Genomic DNA, 19,676 nt, shown 5'->3' with positions numbered 1-19,676 from the left:
GATCCTATTCCTTCATATTCATGTCGGACATCGCGGACTGCTGCACCTGGATCATCTTGCCGGTGCTTTTGTCCATGACCATGCCGTTGTTGTATTTGGCAACGATCGTGTTGAACATGCTGGGTTCAACATGTGCGAAATATTCGACAGGGTTCGCTTCGCTCGGTGCGGCCAGCTTCGGATAGGTCTGCCCATCCAGCTCTTCGGAGGAAGAGCGCACCTTCTCGACCCAGGCATTGAATTCATCACCGCTCATCGCCAGCGTGTGGAACTTCATGTCAGAGAAGCCGCGACCGCTGTAGTTGGCAGATTCGCCCAGATAATCACCCGGCTCGCTGGCCAGCAGATGAAGCTGGGTCTGCATGCCCGCCATAGCGTAAATCATGGAACCAAGACGTGGGATGAAGAACGAGTTCATCACGGAATCAGAGGTGATATCGAAATCAACCGGTGTGTTGACCGGAACGGCCAGCTGGTTGACCGTGGCAATGCCCTGTTCGGGGTAGATGAACAGCCATTTCCAGTCCATCGCCACCACCTGCACATGCAGCGGCTTGGTGTTGGCTTCAGCCTCGAGCGGCTTGTAGGGGTCCAGAGAATGACAGGTCTGGTAGGTGATCACTGCCAGAAACAGGATGATCAGCGACGGAACGCCCCAGATCACCATTTCAATCGTGTTGGAATGGCTCCATTTCGGCAGATATTCGGCGCTGGTATTGGACTGGCGATACTGCCAGGCAAAAACCAGCGTCAAAATTATGGTCGGAACCACAACGATCAGCATTGCGATTGTGGAGGTGGCAATCAGAGATTTAACCCCCTCCCCCACCGGGCCTTTCGGGTCCAGAACGTCCAGTTCGCACCCGGCAAGCAGCAACGCTGACGATAGGCCGCCCAATCGCGCCATTCTCGCCAGTAACTTGTTTTTCATCGCACGCCTCTTGGTTCTGACATCAACTTAGCCTCGTAAAGACTCTTGCCCTGCTGCCATAGAAGCCTAGCAACAGCAAGAAAAACCGCGCTCCGGCTTTTGTCGCGGCCGGTCTGTTCCGCACACAGGACCGGGCCACCCATCCGGGGGAAAACCAGGAACTGTCTACGCAGCATGCGGTCTACAACGCTAGGCGGAAACGCCATGGAGACCACTTTATGCTCAACGGGCGGGATTCTCAAACGGCATAAAAGTTTCATCTGCCTTTCATCACAATCGGTTAGCGGCCCTGACTCGGTTTTAGGCCCCTTTTTGGGGTCATCCGACCGCCTCGGATCGATATCACTCACTATTACCAAATATTTCAAAATTTCGAATAATGGCAAAATTTGGCCTTAATTTTCATATTGTTAGCCGGGAGTTCAGCACTCACATTCCTGTTACAGCACAAAAAAATCGTATCAGGACCGTTTTGCTCCCTATTCTGATTGAACATACCGGCATTCGATCTGGACATGCCTTTAGGGCACAAAAAAACCCGGTCCTCTCGGACCGGGTTTTGCCAGGACGGGGATGCGCCCAGCCCTGCATGACTTGGCTGCGTCAGTCGTTCGAATTGCGCACGCCCATGAACTGCATGAGAAACTGAAAGAGGTTGATGAAGTTCAGGTAGAGGCTCAGGGCATCGTAGACACTGCGCTTGGCTGTCACGTCCGGGCCTTCATAGGCGGCAAGCTGCGTGTAGGTCACCCGGATCCGCTGGGCGTCGAACGCGCTGAAGGCGGTGAAAATGACTACGCCGACGATGCTGTATATATAGTACACCGTCGGGCTCTTGAGAAACAGGTTCACCAGCCCCGCGATAACCAGCCCGAACAGCCCCATCATCAGGAACGAACCAAAGCGCAGCAGGTCGGCCTTGGTCACGTAGCCCCACAGCGAGGTCGCCGCGAACATGCAGGCCGTCACCAGGAAGACGCGGACGATGGACGTATCGGTATAGACGACGAAAATGCTGGCCAGACTGGCCCCCATGGCCGTGCAGAACGCCCAGAACAGCGCCTGCGCCCCCTGGAGAGAAAGGCGGTTGATACCGAAGGACATGACCAGCACGAACACCAGCGGGGACAGCATGGCCGCGTCACCCAGCAGGGTGGGGCGGGGCAGCGGGCCCGCGGCGGTCGGAACGACCTGGAAGAACAGGCTGCCCAGCGCCGTATTGGCAATGGCGTAGGCAACGATACCCGTCAGCAACAGGCCAGAGGCCATCCAGTTATAGACGCGTAGCATGTAGGCGCGCAGCCCTGCATCAATGCTGGCCTGGGCATTCCAGCTCGTGGCATTGACGGGGGAACGGTAGTCGCCACTGAACGACATGATCTTACACTCCTTGTCCGGGCTAGCCGGCTTTGCTTTATAATTGGGGTTGCCCTGCCTTTTCGTCAAGGGTGGCACGCATGACGCACATCCCCACCGCTTTCCCCACGATGCGGCAGCCCCTGCCCCCTGCCCCCGTGGGGGCGACAACCCGCTACCGGATGCCCAAGCCATGTTCCTGATCGCCGGTATAACCCTGCCGCCCGATATGAGTTTCTTTTTCCAGACGATGCAGGGTCTGTTTCCGAGCAAGGCGTGGCACCGTGTGCCATATCTTTATCTGCCGCTGGTGACCCTGGGCAGAGCCGATACCCCTTTTGTTCTTGAAGAACTTGATTTTTCTCTGCTGTCGGTGCGCATGCGCACGCCGGTGAAATTACAGCATACGGGGTACACGGTCGTCAGGCGGGGGAACCGAATCATGCTTGAGGCGTTACTCGCCCCCACTGAAATTGATCACCTTTCCGTGAAAATCCGCCAGGCAGGACGACGGGCGGGATTGGCGGCCGGGCGGCTTTCCACCCCCTTCGGGGTGCCTTTGGCAGATGTTACAACAGTCAGCGCGGAGGAGGTCAGTCTCTGGCTTGGCATCCATCGCCAACTCTGCCCGCAAAGGGAGGAAATCTATAATTTTACCGTATTCAGCACCCAAAAAACCGAATACGGCCCCGGCGTGGAGGCAGAAAACCACTACCCGTTCACACCGCATGCCATGCCGCCGCACACGGAGTCCGAGGGGTTCGCACCGTGGTGAGCGCACCCTTTTCGTGAGCACCGAAATGGGGTCTATCACTCTGTAATAACAGAAAGTTATCCATCAGAAATGGGGCAGCTATTCACGACACGTGATTGACATCGGACACCTGCGTTGGCTCATGTGTAGGAAACCGGACCACCGGCTTTTTTCCTCAATACTAGTCGAGGACATGAACGCATGACCCGCCCCGCCTCCACCAAGAGACGTTCGCTGCTAGGATTTCTCGCGGCTGGAACCATTTGCGCTGCTGCCTTGCCGTATACCGCAGTTTCCGCCCATGCCGCAGGGCAGGGTGATACGGGAGAAGCTATCATCCATGCGGATGAGCACCCCGAAAACTGGCTGACTTACGGCCGGAACTACATGGAGCAGCGGTACAGCCCGCTGGACGAAATCAATCGCTCCAATGTCGGCCACCTGAAACTGGCCTGGTACTTCAACCTGGACTCGAACCGTGGCCAGGAAGGTACCCCCCTGGTTGTCGACGGCATCATGTATGCCACGACCAACTGGTCCAAGATGAAAGCCCTGGACGCCGCCACCGGCAAGCTGATCTGGGAATACGATCCCAAGGTGCCGGGCAACATTGCCGACAAGGGCTGCTGCGACACCGTCAACCGCGGTGCGGGCTACTGGAACGGCAAGGTCTTCTTCGGCACGTTTGACGGTCGCATGGTCGCCCTGGACGCCAAGACCGGCAAGAAGGTGTGGGAAGTCAACACCATCCCGCCCGAAGCCTCCCTGGGCAAGCAGCGCTCCTACACCGTTGACGGTGGCGTGCGCGTGGTCAAGGGCTTGGTGCTGATTGGCAATGGCGGCGCCGAATTCGGCGCGCGCGGCTTTGTCTCCGCCTTCGATGCCGAGACCGGCAAGCTGAAATGGCGCTTCTACACCGTTCCGAACAACAAGAACGAACCCGATCACGCCGCGTCCGACAATATCCTGATGACCAAGGCCTACAGGACCTGGAGCCCCACCGGTGCGTGGGTTCGCCAGGGTGGCGGCGGCACGGTATGGGATTCCATCGTGTACGATCCGGTGGCCGACCTGGTCTATCTGGGCGTGGGCAACGGTTCGCCCTGGAACTACAAATACCGTTCCGACGGGATCGGCAACAACCTGTTCCTGGGCAGCATTGTGGCCCTCAAGCCCGAAACCGGCGAATATGTCTGGCACTTCCAGGAAACGCCGATGGACCAGTGGGATTATACCTCGGTCCAGCAGATCATGACGCTTGACATGCCCGTCAACGGCGAAATGCGCCATGTGATCGTCCACGCGCCCAAAAACGGCTTCCTGTACGTTCTGGACGCCAAGACCGGCGAATTCATTTCCGGCAAGAACTACACCTATGAAAACTGGGCCAGCGGTCTCGATCCGCTGACGGGCCGCCCCATTTTCAAGCCCGAAGGTCTGTGGACCCTGAACGGCAATTTCTGGTACGGCATTCCGGGCCCGCTGGGCGCGCACAACTTCATGGCGATGGCCTACAGCCCCAAGACGCACCTGATCTACCTGCCCGCGCACCAGATCCCGTTCGGCTACAAGAACCAGGTCGGTGGCTTCAAGCCGCATCCCGATTCCTGGAACCTGGGTCTGGACATGACCAAGAACGGTCTGCCCGACACGCCTGAAGCGCGCACCGCCTACATGAAGGACCTGCACGGCGAACTGCTGGCATGGGATCCCGTGAAGATGGAAACCGTGTGGAAGATCGACCACAAGGGCCCGTGGAACGGCGGCGTTCTGGCCACCGGTGGCGACCTTCTGTTCCAGGGTCTCGCCAATGGCGAATTCCACGCCTATGACGCGACCAACGGCACCGATCTTTACAAGTTCAACGCCCAGAGCGGCATTATCGCACCGCCGATCACCTACAGCGTGAACGGCAAGCAGTATGTCGCGGTGGAAGTGGGCTGGGGCGGTATCTATCCGATCTCGATGGGTGGCATGGGCCGCACCTCGGGCTGGACGGTGAACCACTCCTACATCGCGGTGTTCTCGCTCGACGGAAAGAGCCAGCTCCCCTCGATGAACGAACTGGGCTTCCTGCCCGTCAAGCCGCCGGCGCAGTATGACAGCAAGGTGGTCGATAACGGGTACTTCCAGTACCAGACCTATTGCCAGACCTGCCACGGCGACAATGCGGAAGGTGCGGGCGTTCTGCCTGACCTGCGCTGGTCCGGTTCCATCCGCCACCAGGACGCGTTCTACAACGTGGTCGGTCGCGGGGCCCTGACGGCCTATGGCATGGATCGCTTTGATTCCAGCATGAAGCCTGACGAGATCGAGGCCATTCGCCAGTTCCTCATCAAGCGGGCGAACGAAACCTATCAGCGCGAAGTGGATGCCCGCAAGAATGACAAGGGTGTCCCTGAAAATCCGACACTCGGCATTACGCCCCAGTAATCCGGCAGTCATGGCGTCATTCGGCTCACAAGCGATACAGTGGTAAAAATGATGATGAACAGACTCAAGGCCGCTCTGGGAGCGGTCACTGTCGGGCTTCTGGCAGGCACGTCCCTGGCTCATGCGCAAGGGACGGACGAAGACCTGATCAAACAGGGTGAATACGTGGCACGGCTGGGCGACTGCGTGGCCTGCCATACCGCCCTGAACGGTCAGAAATTTGCGGGTGGGCTGTCTATCAAGACACCCATCGGCACGATCTATTCCACCAACATCACCCCCGATCCCACCTACGGGATCGGCACCTACACGCTTCAGGACTTTGATGCCGCCGTGCGTCATGGCGTGAAGAAGGACGGCAGCACGCTTTACCCGGCGATGCCCTACCCCTCCTTCGCCCGCATGACGCAGGCCGATATCAAGGCCCTGTATGCATATTTCATGCATGGCGTGGCCCCGGTCGCCCAGAAAAACCACGACGCGGATATTACCTGGCCGCTGTCCATGCGCTGGCCGCTGGCGATCTGGCGTTCGGTGTTCGCCCCGACCCCCAAGGACTTCACCCCCGCACCGGGCACGGATGCTGACATCGCCCGTGGTGAATACCTGGTAACGGGTGCCGGCCATTGCGGGGCGTGCCATACGCCGCGCGGCCTGGGCATGCAGGAAAAGGCCCTCGACGCATCGGGCGGGGCCGACTTCCTGGCCGGTGGCGACGTGATCGACAACTGGATCGCCCCCAGCCTGCGTAACGACCCTGTCGTGGGGATTGGCCGCTGGTCTGAAGATGATCTGTACCAGTTCCTGAAATCGGGCCGCACGGATCATACCGCCGTGTTCGGCGGCATGGCCGACGTGGTGGGCTGGAGCACCCAGTACTTCACCGATGCCGACCTGCACGCCATGGCGAAATACCTCAAGGCGCTGCCGCCCGTGCCACCCGTTCGGGGCGACTACACCTATGACGCCTCCACCGCGCAGACGCTGGATTCCGGCAGCGTGGCGGGTAACCCCGGTGCAAAGGTCTATGTGGAACAGTGCTCGGCCTGTCACCGTAACGACGGTGGCGGCGTGGCCCGCATGTTCCCGCCGCTGGCCGGGAACCCGGTTGTCGTGACCGACAACCCGACATCGGTTGCGCATATCATTGTCGCAGGCGGTGTGCTGCCCCCCACCAACTGGGCGCCTTCCGCGGTGGCGATGCCGGCTTACAAGCGCTTCCTGTCCGACCAGCAGATTGCTGATGTGGTGAACTTCATCCGCTCTGCCTGGGGCAACAAGGCACCTGCCAACGTGACGGCGGCCGATATCCAGAAGCTTCGGCTGGATAACGCTCCGCTCCCGACCGCTGGCTGGGCTGACGCCACGTCCCAGACCGCAACCTGGGGCCTGTTCATGCCGCAGCCTTATGGCTCTGGCTGGACCTTCGCACCCCAGACCCATGTGGGTGTGGATGCTGCGCAGTAAGCAAAGCCTGTGGGGCACCTGAAGCCCCCTGGCCCTACCGGCCCGCCTGGCGGGTCTGGTAAACCGAGTTAGGGAAACACCGTGGCGGCAACGTCACGGTGTTTCTTTTTGTACCGGCCTTTCAGGGGATTTCGCCCATTTTCAAAAGATGAGGGTTCCTGCAGCTTTTTGAAAAAAGCTTCACCAACTTTTATCTGTTGAAGGAAGATTACCAAGCGGGCCTTAATTCGCGGCCCGGCCATTGCGGGACGGGGTGGGCAGGGTCATATCGGAATATGTCATGCCATCATCCCCCATACCGCCTGCTGCGGTATCCGCCACCCGGGCCGGCCCGAAGCAACCGGCTTGCCCCCTGCAGGACGGCTTGCAGCCACTGGTCGACGCCATTCGTGCCTGTTCGGCCTGCGCGCACAAGCTGCCACTGGGGCCCCGACCGGTCTTGCATGTCTCGCGGCACGCGCGCCTGCTGATTGCAAGCCAGGCCCCGGGCACACGGGTGCATGAAACCGGCATTTCCTTCAACGATGCCTCGGGCGATCGGCTGCGCACATGGCTGGGCATGAGCCGGGACGAATTTTACGACACCACGCGGGTCGCCCTGGTGCCCATGGCCTTCTGCTACCCCGGGGTACTGCCCAAGGGGGGCGATCGCCCACCCCCGCCTGAATGTGCCGCCCTGTGGCGCGAACGCCTTTTGGCCCAGCTTCCCGCTATACGGCTTACCCTACTCGTGGGGTCCTACGCCCAGAACCATGTGCTTGGAAAAGGTCCGGTGTTTGAGCGGAGCTTGCAGTTCCAGCGGTATTTACCCGAGTATTTTCCGCTCCCGCACCCGTCCTGGCGAACCGGCCAGTGGGAACGCGCAACCCCAGCTTTCGGGCAGGTCGTCCTGCCAGCACTCAGGCGCGAAATTCGCCGGGCGCTGGAAGGGTAAGGACTACGGGGCCGCCCTACCCCGTCAGGTAAAGGCCTTGTCCAGATAGGGGGAGGACGCATCGAAAAAGAGCTGGTTTTCGCGCAGTTCGGTTTCTATCACCCGCAGGCTGGCCAGCGCACTCAGCATTTCCTCACGGACCGAAAGATTGGTCTCGGCCTGTTCGCGGCGGATCAGGTAGCGCACGGCCAGGCCGGCGGCGCGGGCAGTGCGGCCGTATTGTCCGCCGTAACGGCCCGAAAAGCGCTGCATGCGCGTCATCATGACCTCGATGGCCCGCATGGCGTCATCCGGCAGCACATGGCGGGCCAGAATGCCTTTAAGCCGCAGCAGGTTGATCTCGATCGTCATGGCGGACAGGACCCCGCCCAGGTAGCGTTCCAGCACATACGGCTTGCCATCGGCCGCAGCCGTGGTGGAGAGGCGGACGAACCCTTCCACATTGCGGCCGATCACCTCCGTCATGGGCAGGGAAACGCGGGGCCGGGCCAGGCGGCGCAGCCTGCGCAGGATATCCACCCGCATGTCCCACCGCAGGCCGTCGGGGTCCACGGGCAGGAACACGCGGTACATCCACATGCAGAACGCAATGGCGAGAAAAAGCGGCAGGGCAGTGTTGAAATACATGACCTCGTTCATGCGGGCCTGGTTATCCGGACCAAGCAGAATGGGCAGGAACAGGTTGTAGGCCACCGCCGCCAGCGCCAAAGGTGGCCAGGCGAAAGCCAGCCCCCCCACCAGCATGGGCACGGCCAGGGTCATGGCCATCATCTCGTAGACCGTGGGCTGGGCGATTACCCACAGGTCCAGCAGGCAGCACATGCCGATGACGAAAATGGTCCCGCGCAGGAATGCCTGGGTGGCCAGGGCGGGCTGCTCCAGGGTGGAAAACAGCGCGCAGATAATGGCCGCGAACATCATGAAGGTCAGCCCATCGGGCCAGCCGGTGGTGATCCAGACGAGACCGGACACGAAAATGGTGACGGACGCGCGCAGGCTGTTGATAAAGGCCATGCGCCAGTCCCGATAGGTGCGCATGGGATAGCGGAAGGTGTCGTGCGGCTGGGGGTCGCGGCTCATCTGGAACTGCTCGATCGCCAGTTGCAGTTCGTCCAGCAAAGCGCCGAGCTTGTGCAGCAGTTCGCCCTGCCTTGAAAGGCGCATTTCATCCGCCAGGTCGACCGGCGGGTGGGTGGCGGCGACCATTTCCTCCTCAAGGCAGGTTGCGGCCAGTTGGCGGCAGGTCGCGCGCAGTTCCGTCAGTTCGTCCAGGACAGAGGCCAGGGAACGGTCCTCCTGCCCCAGCCTGCCGGGCAGGGCTTGCAGGAAATCCTGCACCCTTGCCGCCACCCGCAGGTAGTCGGGGCCCAGGCTCAGCGGCACATCGACCAGCGCGCCCAGGTCCAGCCCGCGCGACATCAGCACCGTAATGGCCGCAAGGGCCGCACGGGCGTGATCGCCTTCATGCTGGTGCTTGCCCATTTCGATTTCGGCGAACTCGACCTGGTCGCTCAATGTCGCGATGGTCGAAAACACCTCGGGCGAGGACAGGATCGCCCGCCTTTCCCCCGCGACAAGGCGCTTGAGCGTTGGCACCGCACTTTTAAGCGCCTGGATGAAATTGCCGGCCAGCCTGTTACGGGCCCGCATACCAAGCTGGTACTGGAACAGGGAAGACACCGTGGTTTCCACGACAATACCCAGCGTGATGTAGGTGGCGCGCGCCATGGCGATGTGAAAGATCTGATCGGGGGCGGCGGCCCCATCCAGCGCGATAATGGCGTAGGTGAACCCGGAAGCCCGCATGCCGTGGATACGGTAGTTGGTCATGGTGGCTGGGCCGGGCAGCAGGGTGCCGATGAAGCAGAACGAGCCGATGCCTACCGCCACCCAGAAGATATAGAGCAGGGGGGACTGCGGCATGGTGCCTACCAGCACGAAGGCGCAGATAATGCCGATCACCATGCCGAACATGTGCCAGCGCGCCTTGGCAATGGACTTGCCGCGCGTGCCCTGGGCCACCATCCACACCGTAAGGGCCGCCCATTGCGGGCTGCCCAACTGCCACCACAGGGCAATGCCCAATGCGATGAGCGAGGCAATGGTGGTGCGCAGCGCATAGCCGAAGGAAAGCAGGTCTGGCGCGTACAGCCAGCGCAGATGGTCCAGTTGCCGGGGCGGTCCCCCACCCAGCAAAGCCTGCCTGGCGATAATCCCGATCGAGCGGCACAACGCGCCGGTGCGAAGAACCGCCTCTTTCATGCCCTCGCCTGCGTAACCGGTCTGGTCTGGGATACTGCCATACGCTTCTTTACCTCAAGGGCGTGCAAAAGCGTATTCACGGCTTGTATGCCCTGTTCTGCGCCCACCGCCCCGAGCGGGAGCAGAACGGAACAAGAGCGGGGCCAGCAGGCAGGCCCCGCCGCCCGACCCGCCTCAGTCTTCGTAGGACAATAACGTGGTTATGGGAATGCCGTCCATTTTCGCGCGCCCACCCAGCCCGGTCAGTTCCACCAGGACCGAAGCGCCCACGACCTCGGCCCCTGCCTTGCGCAACAGGGCGGCGGAAGCCGACAGCGTGCCGCCGGTCGCCAGCAGGTCATCCATGATCACCACGCGCTGGCCGGGGCTTACGGCGTCTTCCTGGATTTCGAGCGTATCGCTGCCATATTCCAGTTCATAGGTGTGGGACACGGTCCGGCCGGGCAGCTTGCCCTTCTTGCGCAGCATCAGCATGCCGCAGCCCAGCCGGTCGGCCAGGGGGGCGGCTGTCAGGAACCCGCGCGATTCCACCGCCGCCAGGATATCGGGCTTGAACGGCGCGACCTGGCGCGCCAGGCGGCCCATGGCCATCTGCCAGGCATCGGGGTTCCGCATCAGGGTGGAAATATCGTAAAACAGTATGCCCGGCTTGGGAAAATCCGGAATATGGCGGATATAGGCTTTAAGATCTATGTCCCGTTGTGCCGTCATGGTGCTGTACAATCCTTCCTGCCCGTGCCCCTGCCGGGTTGCCGATGGCCACCCCCACATGGGAGCGGGCGTGTTTTATCCTGTGTTCCCGCTCTATCCCGCGACGCGGCGTTCGGCAAGGGCTGCGGCATGCACCGGGCCATGCGACCCCGCGGTGCGCGCGCCTGCCCCCACGCCCCCGATCACCACCGGAAGACCCGCCAGCCCGGAGCAGAAAACCCGGCACCGGCCCCTGGCGCGGACTGCCGGCGCGACCTCGCCCCTTTTCAGCTTCTAGCTACCGGCCCGGGCACTCAGGGCGTTTGTCACCGCCTCCATCAGCCCGTCGCGCCGGAATGGCTTGGCCAGCAGGCTTGCCCCGTTCACACCCGCGCGCGGCGGCGGGGAATCCGCAGTCAGTTCGCCAGACATGTACACCACCGCCAGGCCCGGATAGCGTTCCACCAGCACGCGCGAGAGGGTGACCCCGTCCAGCGGGCCGGGAAGCTGGATATCGGTCACCAGCAGGTCCAGCGGGCCTTCCACCCCGGCCGCGACATCGAAGGCCTGCTCGCCATCGCCTGCCTCCAACGCGCGGTGGCCGGCCATGCCCAGAATGGTCACGACGATATCGCGAATAACCGCGTCATCCTCCACCACCAGCACCTGCAGGCTGCGTTCGGGCTTCTTGGGTGCGGGAACCGCGGGCCGCGCTTCGGCCACGGATGGGGTGACGGGGGCCTCTACCTCCGGCGTGGCGATGGCGCGGGGCAGCCACAGGGATACCTCCGTGCCGCTGCCGCGCCCTGTCGCCACCACCACGCGGCCATTCACCTGCTGGGAAAACGCCAGGACCATGGCCATGCCAAGCCCCGTGCCCGCCCCTTCGCGCTTGGTGGTGAAGAATGGTTCGAACAGGCGGTCCAGCACGTCGCGTGTCATGCCGAAACCGCTGTCGATCACGTCCAGCCGCACCCAGTCCCCGGCGGGCAGGGGCGTGGTGTCGGATACCACGCGCATGTTGCGCCCACCTTCGACCGGCAGGCTCATGAGATCGGAATTGACCGAGAACGTCACGTTCCGCGCCACGATGCGCAGGCTCCCGCCCGAAGGCATGGCGTCACGCGCGTTGATGGCGAGGTTGAGCACCGCACTTTCCAGTTGCGCGGGGTCCACCCGCACGGGCCAGACATCGCCCACATGATCGCATTCGACCACGATGCGCGGCCCGATCACGCGGCCCAGCAGCCCGCCCAGGAAGGAAAACAGGTCGGACAAATAAAGGCAGTCGGGCGCGCCGGACTGGCGGCGCATGAAGGACAGAAGCTGGCCGGTCAGCGCTTCGGACCGGCGACCGGCATGGGCGGCGGCGGAAAGATATTCCTGCCGCTGTTCCACCTGGTCGTCCTGGTCGTGTTCGGCCGCCAGTTCCAGATTGCCCAGAATGACGGTCAGCAGGTTCTTGAAGTCATGGGCGATGCCCGCCGTCAACTGCCCCAGGGCGCGCAGTTTCTGCGCCTCGCCCAGCGCGCGTTCGCTGCGCAGGCGCATGGTGATATCGGCCGCGGTCAGCACGAAGCCACGGCGGTCCATGGGGCCATCGGGGGCGAAAAACACCGTGCGGCACAGTTCCAGGTCAGCCCCGTTGGTGCCCTTGCATTCCACCACCACGGGTGCGTCGGGCTGCGGCTTGGCCAGGCTTGCCTCGATATGTTCAAGCGGCTCCATCAGCGGCACGCCGTCCACCATCAGCACGGAGCTGAGCGTGTCATAGGGCAGGCCGGTGCGCAGGAAACCCTTGTCCAGCCCCAGTACCACGGCAAGCTGTTCGTTCCAGTGCCACAGCCGGCCATCGGCCCCGAACACGGCAACACCCATGCTCAGGCTGTCGAGTGTTGCCCGCAGCCTGAGTGCGAGATCGCGCGATGAGGCCTCGGCCCGGGCGGCCACGACGGAGGAACGGTCCAGCACCCAGCCGGCTGCAATCAGGCTGAACACACCGGTCAGGATACCCAGCAGGGCCAGCCTGCGCTGCCAGCTTGTGTTGCGCAGCATGTTGGCCACGCGGTCCGCCTGGTCCATGGTGCTGACACGGCTGAGCACGGACAGGTTCTGGTCAAGGCTTGCCAGCACCTGCTCCCCGCCGGCGGGCATGGCATCCACACGGGCGGGCCAGGCGGCAATAACGCCAAGTTGTTTCTCAACCGTATTGAGCGGTTCGGCCCGGCCACCCTGTTCACGCGATTCCACAGCCCGGAACGATTCGAACTGGTTCTTCCCGTCGGACAACTGATGAACGGCCTGTTCATAGCAGGCGGCGTCTTCGGGCCGGTGTTCGGCCAGCCAGGCATAATGGCAGATACGCGCGTCACTTGTGGCGTGGTGCAGGCCGCGCAGATAGCTGCCCGCGGCCGTACTCTGCCGGTCCAGGTCGCCGTGGCGCGCCATTTCATTGCCAAGTTCGATGCCCATCGCCCCGAAGGTCACGATCAGCAGGCCAGCCCCGATAAGAGCCAGAACATGCGCCCATCTTGCGGGATGCCGTTGCATGTCAGACATGCTCCTTCCTGTCCGGCGTCATCAGGGCCGCATCGGGCTTTTCCGTCAAGTTCGTACAGCGCATACGCGCCTCCTTACTGTCGCGGGCCTTCCACGCCAGGGCCCCCGGGGCCACGGCCCGCAGGCCCTGCCCGTATCCCCTCCATACCATTGGCACCGGCCAAAGGCGAGGCTACCTGTTCGCTGATGCCACGCGGCTGTATCGCCACAGCCACAGTCCTACCCCGGCCGAAAGCGCGAACAAGGCCGCCCCGGCGCCAAACTGCCAGCCGGCCCCCACCCGCACGCCCGAGCCCAGCAGCACGGCAATAAGGTTCTGGGGCAGCGCCCCCAGCACGGTCGCCGCCACGAAGGGCCAGACCCCGATACCCGACAGCCCGCCCAGCAGGTTCAGCAGCAAGGCCGAACCCACGGGCAGCAGCCGCAACGTAAGGATGCTCAGGAACGGGCGCTGGGTCAGCACCGTATCGATCCGCGCGAACCGGCTGCCCAGGCGCGCCAGCGCCCAGGCCCGGCCGCCCCAGCGCGCCCAGAAAAACCCGCCAAGGCAGCCCAGGGTGGACGCCAGGGTGATCGCGGCCAGGCCGATCCACGGCCCGTAGGCCAGGCCCGCAGCAAACCCCGCCACCTGCCGCGGCAGGCCGAAGGCGCACCACAGCGTGGCGCCCAGCAGAAAAACCACATGGCCGGACACGCCGCGCCGGGCCATGGCCGTGCTGTCGAGCATATGGTGCAGAAGGGGAACATGCCGCAGCCACAAAGCACCCGCCACCAGCACAAGCAGCATGACAAGCGGGCGGACCACGGAAAGCACCGGCCGGGTGGGGGAGGAAGATCGGTCAGGCGGGGTTGGCGGGGGTGGAGGCGGGGCAGGTTCCATCAGCGCTGCTGGTACCATCTTCTTGCAGCGCCCTGCAAGCTGGCTGTAAACCCCAACAGCGACACAGCCGAACACCGCCCGGCCCGACTACCGTGCAACCCCAGCCCCAAAGGCCACCATGCCCGCAAGCCCCAAACCGAGCCCCAGCCCCCAGCCGGAGATGACACCCGCCCACCGCCGCCTGATTTCGGGCTGGCTGTTCCTTCTGTGCTTCATGCTGCTGGGCATGATCGCCATTGGCGGGGTCACGCGGCTGACGGGTTCGGGCCTGTCCATCATGGACTGGCAGCCGGTCAGCGGGTTCATTCCCCCCCTGTCGCATGCGGAATGGGAACGGCTGTTCGCGCTGTACCAGACCATTCCGCAATACCATCTCCAGCATGAAGGCTTCGGGCTGGCGGGGTTCCAGAAAATCTTCTGGGCGGAATGGATCCACCGCTTCTGGGGCCGCCTGATGGGGCTGGTGCTGCTGGTGCCGCTGGTGTGGTTCACCATCAAGGGCATGATGACACGGGCCCTGGCCCTGCGCCTGTTCGCCTTTTTCATATTGGGCGCGCTGCAGGGCGCGATTGGCTGGTTCATGGTCGCCTCGGGCTTTCGGCCCGACAGCACGGCGGTCGAGCCCGTGCGGCTGGTGCTGCATCTGAGTGCCGCCCTTCTGCTGTACGCCGCCATATTGTGGACGGCCTTTTCCGTCCGCTGGCCACGCACCGGCGCAGTACCCGACGCCGCGGCCGCACGGCCGGTGCGGCTGGCGGCGGGGGTGGCGACGGCACTGCTGTGCACCACCATTGTCGCGGGCGGGTTCACGGCGGGCACCCATGCGGGGTTCCTGTTCAATACCTTCCCGCTCATGGATGGGCATCTGATACCCACGGATTATGCCAGCCTGTCCCCCTTCTGGCTGAACTGGTTTGCCAACAAGGCCGCCGTGCAGTTCGACCACCGCCTGCTGGCGACACTGACCGCGCTGAGCGTGGCTGCCACATTGCTGGTGGGCCTGCGCGCGCAGGGCCTGGGGGCACGTGCGCGCAACGCACTTGTTCTGCTGGGCTGGGCGGTGGGAATTCAGTACGCCCTGGGTGTCACGACCCTGCTGCTGGTGGTGCCGGTCTGGGCCGGTGCGGTGCACCAGACCTTTGCCGCCGTGCTGCTGGGCACGATGCTGTACGTGCTGCACAGCCTGCGAAGCACCCCCACCCGCTGAACCCGCTTGCGTGTACGGGGGGCGTTTTGTGGTTGCGTTTGTACACAGGCGCTGTATGGTTGCGGCCATGACTCGCCACCGCCCCTTTTCCGATTCTGCATCGTGCCGCGCAAGCGTGGCGGCGGGCGGCGTGGCGCGGCGTCTGGACCTTCTCCTTCGACTTACCTGCCCCTGAGCGAGCCGGGCGGCTTTGTGCCGTTGCGCCCAGGGGAGGACCATGAGAGAGCGCCCGCATGCGTGCGGGCAGAATGCGGCACAGCCAGCCCATTCCTGTGCCAGACCAGAATCATCCAGGAATACGTCCATGTCTGCTGATCACACCAGCTTCATCCACCCTTCCTTTGGCCGCATGACGGCCGAGCGTGTCATTATTTTCGACACCACCCTGCGCGACGGCGAGCAGTCCCCCGGTTTTTCCATGAACCTGGCGGAAAAGCTGCGCATGGCCGAAGCCCTGGTCAACCTGGGCGTGGATGTGATCGAGGCGGGCTTTCCCGTCGCCTCGAAAGGGGATTTCGAATCCGTCAACGAAATCGCACGCCACGCGAAGGGTGCTGTCATCTGCGCGCTGGCCCGCAGCGGCGGGGCGAAGGATATCGCCGCCGCCGGTGAGGCCCTGGCCCCGGCGGAGCGCAAGCGGATCCACACCTTTATCTCCACCTCCCCGCTGCACATGAAATACAAGCTGCGGATGGAACCCCAGACGGTGCTGGACCTGATCACCTCGGGCAACGCCGCGGCACGCAACCTGACCGATGACGTGGAATGGTCGGCCGAGGACGGTTCGCGCACTGAGCCCGATTTCCTGTGCCGCTGCGTGGAAGCCGCCATCAAGGCGGGGGCGACCACCATCAACGTGCCCGATACGGTCGGCTATGCCACGCCCGAGGACATGGAACGCATTTTCTCCATGCTGCGCGAACGCGTGCCCGGCGCGGACCAGGTGATTTTTTCGGCCCATAACCATAACGACCTGGGCCTGGCGGTTGCCAATACGCTGGCCTCCATCCGGGGTGGGGCGCGGCAGGTGGAATGCACGGTCAACGGCATTGGCGAACGCGCGGGCAATGCGGCGCTGGAAGAAATTGTCATGGCGCTGCGCACCCGCCACGACCAGTACCCCTTCACCACCAATATCCATACGCCCAACCTGCTGAAGGTCTCGCGCATGCTGGCCACCATCACCAGCTTCGACGTGCAGCCCAACAAGGCCATCGTGGGGCGCAACGCCTTCGCGCATGAAAGCGGCATTCACCAGGATGGCGTGCTGAAAAACGCCGCCACATACGAGATCATGACCCCCGAAAGCGTGGGCTGGTCGCGTTCGTCCCTGGTCATGGGCAAGCATTCGGGCCGCGCGGCATTCCGCGACAAGCTCAAGGCCCTGGGCTATGACGACATGGACGACGCCCGCCTGAACGACGCCTTCGCGCGGTTCAAGGACCTGGCCGACCGTAAAAAGGTCGTGTACGACGACGATATCGTAGCCCTGGTGGACGAGGAAGCGCGCGACCACGACCATATCCGCTTCGGGTCGCTGAGCCTGCAATCGGTCTCGGGCAAGCCTTCGCATGTGGAACTGAACCTGCAAGTGGACGGGCGCGACATCAAGGCGGAAGCCACCGGCAACGGCCCGGTCGATGCCGCCTTCAACGCCCTGCGCAAGGCGTTCCCGCATGAGGCGCGGCTGGCCCTGTTCTCGGTCGGTGCCGTGACCGAAGGTACCGATGCCCAGGCCCGCACCACTGTCCGGCTCGAAGAATCCGGCAAGCTGGTGGATGGCCAGGGCGCGGATGCGGACACGGTCGTCTCGGCCGTGCGGGCTTATGTGCATGCGCTGAACAAACTGCTGGTCAAGCGCGCCCGCACCGAACCCGAGGCCCTGACGGCGTAAAACAGCCATTTAGGCGGCATGCGGGGGAGCAGACAGGCTGACGCGGCATTTTAATGCGTCAGTTTCTTGACACAGGGTCTTGTCTGCTTGCCCGCACCCCGGTAATCCGGGCACAGATTTCCAAGTGAACGACAACATGGCCAGCGTCTGGCTTCTTGCACGCCCGTCACGGCGCGTGCAGTGGCCATCCGCGCCAGCGAGTTGTTGTATCGTGCCGCCTGAACCAGGAGTCCTGGATGTTTTCTCGTCTGCTCGGTCTCATGTCCGCCGACATGGCTATCGACCTGGGTACCGCCAATACCCTTGTCTACGTCAAGGGCCGCGGCATTGTCCTGAATGAGCCCTCGGTCGTGGCCATTGCGGACATGCGCGGGAAAAAGCAGCTTCTGGCCGTGGGCGAGGAAGCCAAGCAGATGGTCGGGCGCACGCCCGGCAACATTACCGCCATCCGCCCCATGCGCGACGGCGTGATCGCGGATTTCGACGTGGCGGAGGAAATGATCAAGCATTTCATTCGCAAGGTCCATAACCGCCGCGCCTTCGCCAGCCCCCAGATAATCGTGTGCGTGCCTTCGGGCTCCACCGCCGTGGAACGCCGCGCCATCCAGGAAAGTGCCGAAAGTGCGGGCGCACGGCGCGTGCTGCTGATCGAGGAACCCATGGCCGCGGCCATCGGGGCCGGCCTGCCCGTGACCGAGCCTTCGGGCAGCATGATCGTCGATATCGGCGGCGGCACGACCGAAGTGGCCGTGATCTCGCTCGGCGGTATTGTCTATGCCCGGTCCGTACGCGTGGGCGGGGACAAGATGGATGAAGCCATCATCTCCTACATCCGCCGCGCCCATAACCTGCTGATCGGTGAAAGCTCCGCCGAACGGATCAAGATCAGCATCGGCTCGGCCATGCAGCCGGGCGAGGGCGAGGACCAGGGCCCGTGGACACAGGTCAAGGGCCGCGACCTGATCAATGGCGTGCCGCGCGAAGTGCCCGTATCCCAGGCGCAGATTGCCGAAAGCCTGATGGAGCCGGTCAGCCAGATCATAGACGCGGTTACCACGGCCCTTGAAAACACGCCCCCCGAACTGGCAGCCGACATCGTGGACAAAGGCATTGTGCTGACCGGCGGCGGGGCCTTGCTGTTCCGCCTGGCCGACGTGCTGCGCTACGCCACCGGCCTGCCCGTGACGGTGGCGGAGGATGCGCTGTCCTGCGTGGCCCTGGGCACCGGCCGCGCGCTGGAAGAAATAAAGCGCCTGCGCAACGTCCTGACCACCATGTATTGACAGCCCCACCCGGCACCATGACCTGACCCTGGTGATCCGACCATGGTGCCAGACTAGACAACGCGGGCCGCAATCGTCCGCAAGCGCCCGAAAGGGGCCCCGGTTTCCATGCTCCCGGTTTCCATTCAGGTACGACAGGCCCTGGCCAAGCTGGTTCTGCCAGCCTTGCTGCTGCTGTCTGTCGGGATCATGATTGGCGGGCAGGTTGAAAAACCCGTGGCCGACAGGGCGCGCATGTATGTGGCCGACGGGCTGGCCCCGCTATGGAGCCTGCTGGCCCACGGGCAGAACGGCGCGTTCGAAATCGTGGACGGCCTGCGCGAAGCACGGCACCTGGCGCAGGAAAACAGCCGCCTGCAAGCCGAAAACGCCAATCTGCGCCGCTGGTACGAAGTCGCGATTTCCCTTGCGCGCGAGAACGACGCCCTCAAGACCGAACTGCACTGGGTGCCCGAACCCACGCCCGCTTTCGTAACGGGGCGGGTGGTGGCCGATAGCGGGGGGATCTACGCCCGCGCAGTGCTGCTGGTGGCGGGCACGCAAAGCGGGGTGCAGACGGGCAATATCGCCCTGGCGGCGGACGGGCTGGCCGGACGGGTGACGGAGGTCGGGGCCCATGCCGCGCGCATCCTGCTGATAACCGACATTGCCAGCCGCCTGCCGGTGCTGCTTGAATCGAGCCATGCCTCGGCCATCATGGCGGGGGATAACAGCCCCACGCCGCACCTGCTCTACTACCCGCAGGACGCCCGCCCCATCGAGGGCGAACGCGTGGTGACGGGTGGGCAGGCCGGCGCGCTGCCTGCGGGCATTCCCATCGGGCGGGTGCATTACCTGCATGCGGGCCAGCCGGCAGTGCAGCCTTTCGCAGCACTCGACCACCTGACCATGCTGCGCGTGTTCGACTTCAAGCCATCCGAAATCGAACCGCCCGAAGCGCCGGGCCATGTGCCGCTGGCCCATCCGCGCCGCCCGCTGGCCCTGCCGTTCAAGACCCTTCTGCCCCCCGGCCAGGAAGGGTAGAGA

General features: G+C 63.4%; 14 protein-coding genes. 8 read left to right on the top strand and 6 right to left on the bottom strand.

The features are described 5' to 3' along the window. Positions 1-4: 4 nt before the first annotated feature. Entirely contained in the window at positions 5-931 is a 927-nt protein-coding gene (gene cyoA / locus J2D77_RS05365; RefSeq protein WP_207845272.1) for a ubiquinol oxidase subunit II, read from the bottom strand. A gap of 603 nt (positions 932-1,534) precedes the next feature. Continuing rightward, positions 1,535-2,308 (bottom strand): Bax inhibitor-1/YccA family protein, encoded by a 774-nt coding sequence (locus J2D77_RS05360; RefSeq protein ID WP_207845271.1) that lies wholly within the window; start codon positions 2,306-2,308, stop codon positions 1,535-1,537. A gap of 172 nt (positions 2,309-2,480) precedes the next feature. On the opposite strand from J2D77_RS05360, the gene J2D77_RS05355 reads away from it, so the two are divergent. The 4 genes from J2D77_RS05355 (at position 2,481) to J2D77_RS05340 (ending at position 7,875) form a co-directional block, all read left to right on the top strand. Beyond that, positions 2,481-3,062: a hypothetical protein gene (locus J2D77_RS05355; RefSeq protein WP_207845270.1), complete on the top strand. Its 582-nt coding sequence runs from the start codon at positions 2,481-2,483 to the stop codon at positions 3,060-3,062. A gap of 180 nt (positions 3,063-3,242) precedes the next feature. Then, on the top strand, positions 3,243-5,474 hold the full coding sequence (locus J2D77_RS05350; protein WP_207845269.1) for a PQQ-dependent dehydrogenase, methanol/ethanol family: 2,232 nt from the start codon (positions 3,243-3,245) through the stop codon (positions 5,472-5,474). Positions 5,475-5,522: 48 nt separating this feature from the next. Continuing rightward, positions 5,523-6,941 (top strand): cytochrome c, encoded by a 1,419-nt coding sequence (locus J2D77_RS05345; protein ID WP_207845268.1) that lies wholly within the window; start codon positions 5,523-5,525, stop codon positions 6,939-6,941. Between the two features lie 352 nt (positions 6,942-7,293). Beyond that, on the top strand, positions 7,294-7,875 hold the full coding sequence (locus J2D77_RS05340; RefSeq protein WP_230975603.1) for a uracil-DNA glycosylase family protein: 582 nt from the start codon (positions 7,294-7,296) through the stop codon (positions 7,873-7,875). Positions 7,876-7,899: 24 nt separating this feature from the next. On the opposite strand, the gene J2D77_RS05335 is transcribed toward J2D77_RS05340, so the two are convergent. The 4 genes from J2D77_RS05335 to J2D77_RS05320 all read right to left on the bottom strand — a co-directional run bounded on the left by J2D77_RS05335 (position 7,900) and on the right by J2D77_RS05320 (position 14,284). Further along, entirely contained in the window at positions 7,900-10,137 is a 2,238-nt protein-coding gene (locus J2D77_RS05335; RefSeq protein WP_207845266.1) for an FUSC family protein, read from the bottom strand. A 174-nt stretch (positions 10,138-10,311) separates the two neighbouring features. Next, complete coding sequence (locus tag J2D77_RS05330) at positions 10,312-10,848, bottom strand: adenine phosphoribosyltransferase (RefSeq protein WP_207845265.1); 537 nt, start codon at positions 10,846-10,848, stop codon at positions 10,312-10,314. Positions 10,849-11,121: 273 nt separating this feature from the next. Beyond that, positions 11,122-13,377, bottom strand: a complete 2,256-nt coding sequence (locus J2D77_RS05325) for an ATP-binding protein (RefSeq protein WP_207845653.1) — start codon at positions 13,375-13,377, stop codon at positions 11,122-11,124. Positions 13,378-13,558: 181 nt separating this feature from the next. Then, on the bottom strand, positions 13,559-14,284 hold the full coding sequence (locus J2D77_RS05320) for a TVP38/TMEM64 family protein (RefSeq protein WP_207845264.1): 726 nt from the start codon (positions 14,282-14,284) through the stop codon (positions 13,559-13,561). Positions 14,285-14,426: 142 nt separating this feature from the next. On the opposite strand from J2D77_RS05320, the gene J2D77_RS05315 reads away from it, so the two are divergent. The 4 genes from J2D77_RS05315 to mreC all read left to right on the top strand — a co-directional run bounded on the left by J2D77_RS05315 (position 14,427) and on the right by mreC (position 19,673). Then, a complete protein-coding gene (locus tag J2D77_RS05315) occupies positions 14,427-15,473 on the top strand; it encodes a COX15/CtaA family protein (protein WP_207845263.1) in 1,047 nt (348 codons plus the stop codon). Positions 15,474-15,777: 304 nt separating this feature from the next. Continuing rightward, positions 15,778-17,367: a 2-isopropylmalate synthase gene (locus J2D77_RS05310; protein ID WP_207845262.1), complete on the top strand. Its 1,590-nt coding sequence runs from the start codon at positions 15,778-15,780 to the stop codon at positions 17,365-17,367. Positions 17,368-17,603: 236 nt separating this feature from the next. Beyond that, on the top strand, positions 17,604-18,650 hold the full coding sequence (locus tag J2D77_RS05305; protein WP_207845261.1) for a rod shape-determining protein: 1,047 nt from the start codon (positions 17,604-17,606) through the stop codon (positions 18,648-18,650). A gap of 108 nt (positions 18,651-18,758) precedes the next feature. Continuing rightward, entirely contained in the window at positions 18,759-19,673 is a 915-nt protein-coding gene (gene mreC, locus J2D77_RS05300; RefSeq protein WP_207845260.1) for a rod shape-determining protein MreC, read from the top strand. Positions 19,674-19,676: the final 3 nt, after the last annotated feature.

The sequence above is a fragment of the Acetobacter garciniae genome (assembly GCF_017377735.1).
Classification (GTDB): domain Bacteria; phylum Pseudomonadota; class Alphaproteobacteria; order Acetobacterales; family Acetobacteraceae; genus Acetobacter; species Acetobacter garciniae.
This window is presented reverse-complemented; position numbering and strand designations above follow the sequence as displayed.

Bases quoted from the DNA above. Each gene is read 5' to 3' on its own strand.
- J2D77_RS05315 (WP_207845263.1), top strand. From the start codon at position 14,427: ATGACACCCGCCCACCGCCGCCTGATTTCGGGCTGGCTGTTCCTTCTG.
- cyoA (WP_207845272.1), bottom strand. From the start codon at position 931: ATGAAAAACAAGTTACTGGCGAGAATGGCGCGATTGGGCGGCCTATCG.
- J2D77_RS05330 (WP_207845265.1), bottom strand. From the start codon at position 10,848: ATGACGGCACAACGGGACATAGATCTTAAAGCCTATATCCGCCATATT.
- J2D77_RS05355 (WP_207845270.1), top strand. From the start codon at position 2,481: ATGTTCCTGATCGCCGGTATAACCCTGCCGCCCGATATGAGTTTCTTT.
- J2D77_RS05335 (WP_207845266.1), bottom strand. From the start codon at position 10,137: ATGAAAGAGGCGGTTCTTCGCACCGGCGCGTTGTGCCGCTCGATCGGG.
- J2D77_RS05360 (WP_207845271.1), bottom strand. From the start codon at position 2,308: ATGTCGTTCAGTGGCGACTACCGTTCCCCCGTCAATGCCACGAGCTGG.
- J2D77_RS05305 (WP_207845261.1), top strand. From the start codon at position 17,604: ATGTTTTCTCGTCTGCTCGGTCTCATGTCCGCCGACATGGCTATCGAC.
- J2D77_RS05310 (WP_207845262.1), top strand. From the start codon at position 15,778: ATGTCTGCTGATCACACCAGCTTCATCCACCCTTCCTTTGGCCGCATG.
- J2D77_RS05325 (WP_207845653.1), bottom strand. From the start codon at position 13,377: ATGCAACGGCATCCCGCAAGATGGGCGCATGTTCTGGCTCTTATCGGG.
- mreC (WP_207845260.1), top strand. From the start codon at position 18,759: ATGCTCCCGGTTTCCATTCAGGTACGACAGGCCCTGGCCAAGCTGGTT.
- J2D77_RS05320 (WP_207845264.1), bottom strand. From the start codon at position 14,284: ATGGTACCAGCAGCGCTGATGGAACCTGCCCCGCCTCCACCCCCGCCA.
- J2D77_RS05350 (WP_207845269.1), top strand. From the start codon at position 3,243: ATGACCCGCCCCGCCTCCACCAAGAGACGTTCGCTGCTAGGATTTCTC.
- J2D77_RS05345 (WP_207845268.1), top strand. From the start codon at position 5,523: ATGATGATGAACAGACTCAAGGCCGCTCTGGGAGCGGTCACTGTCGGG.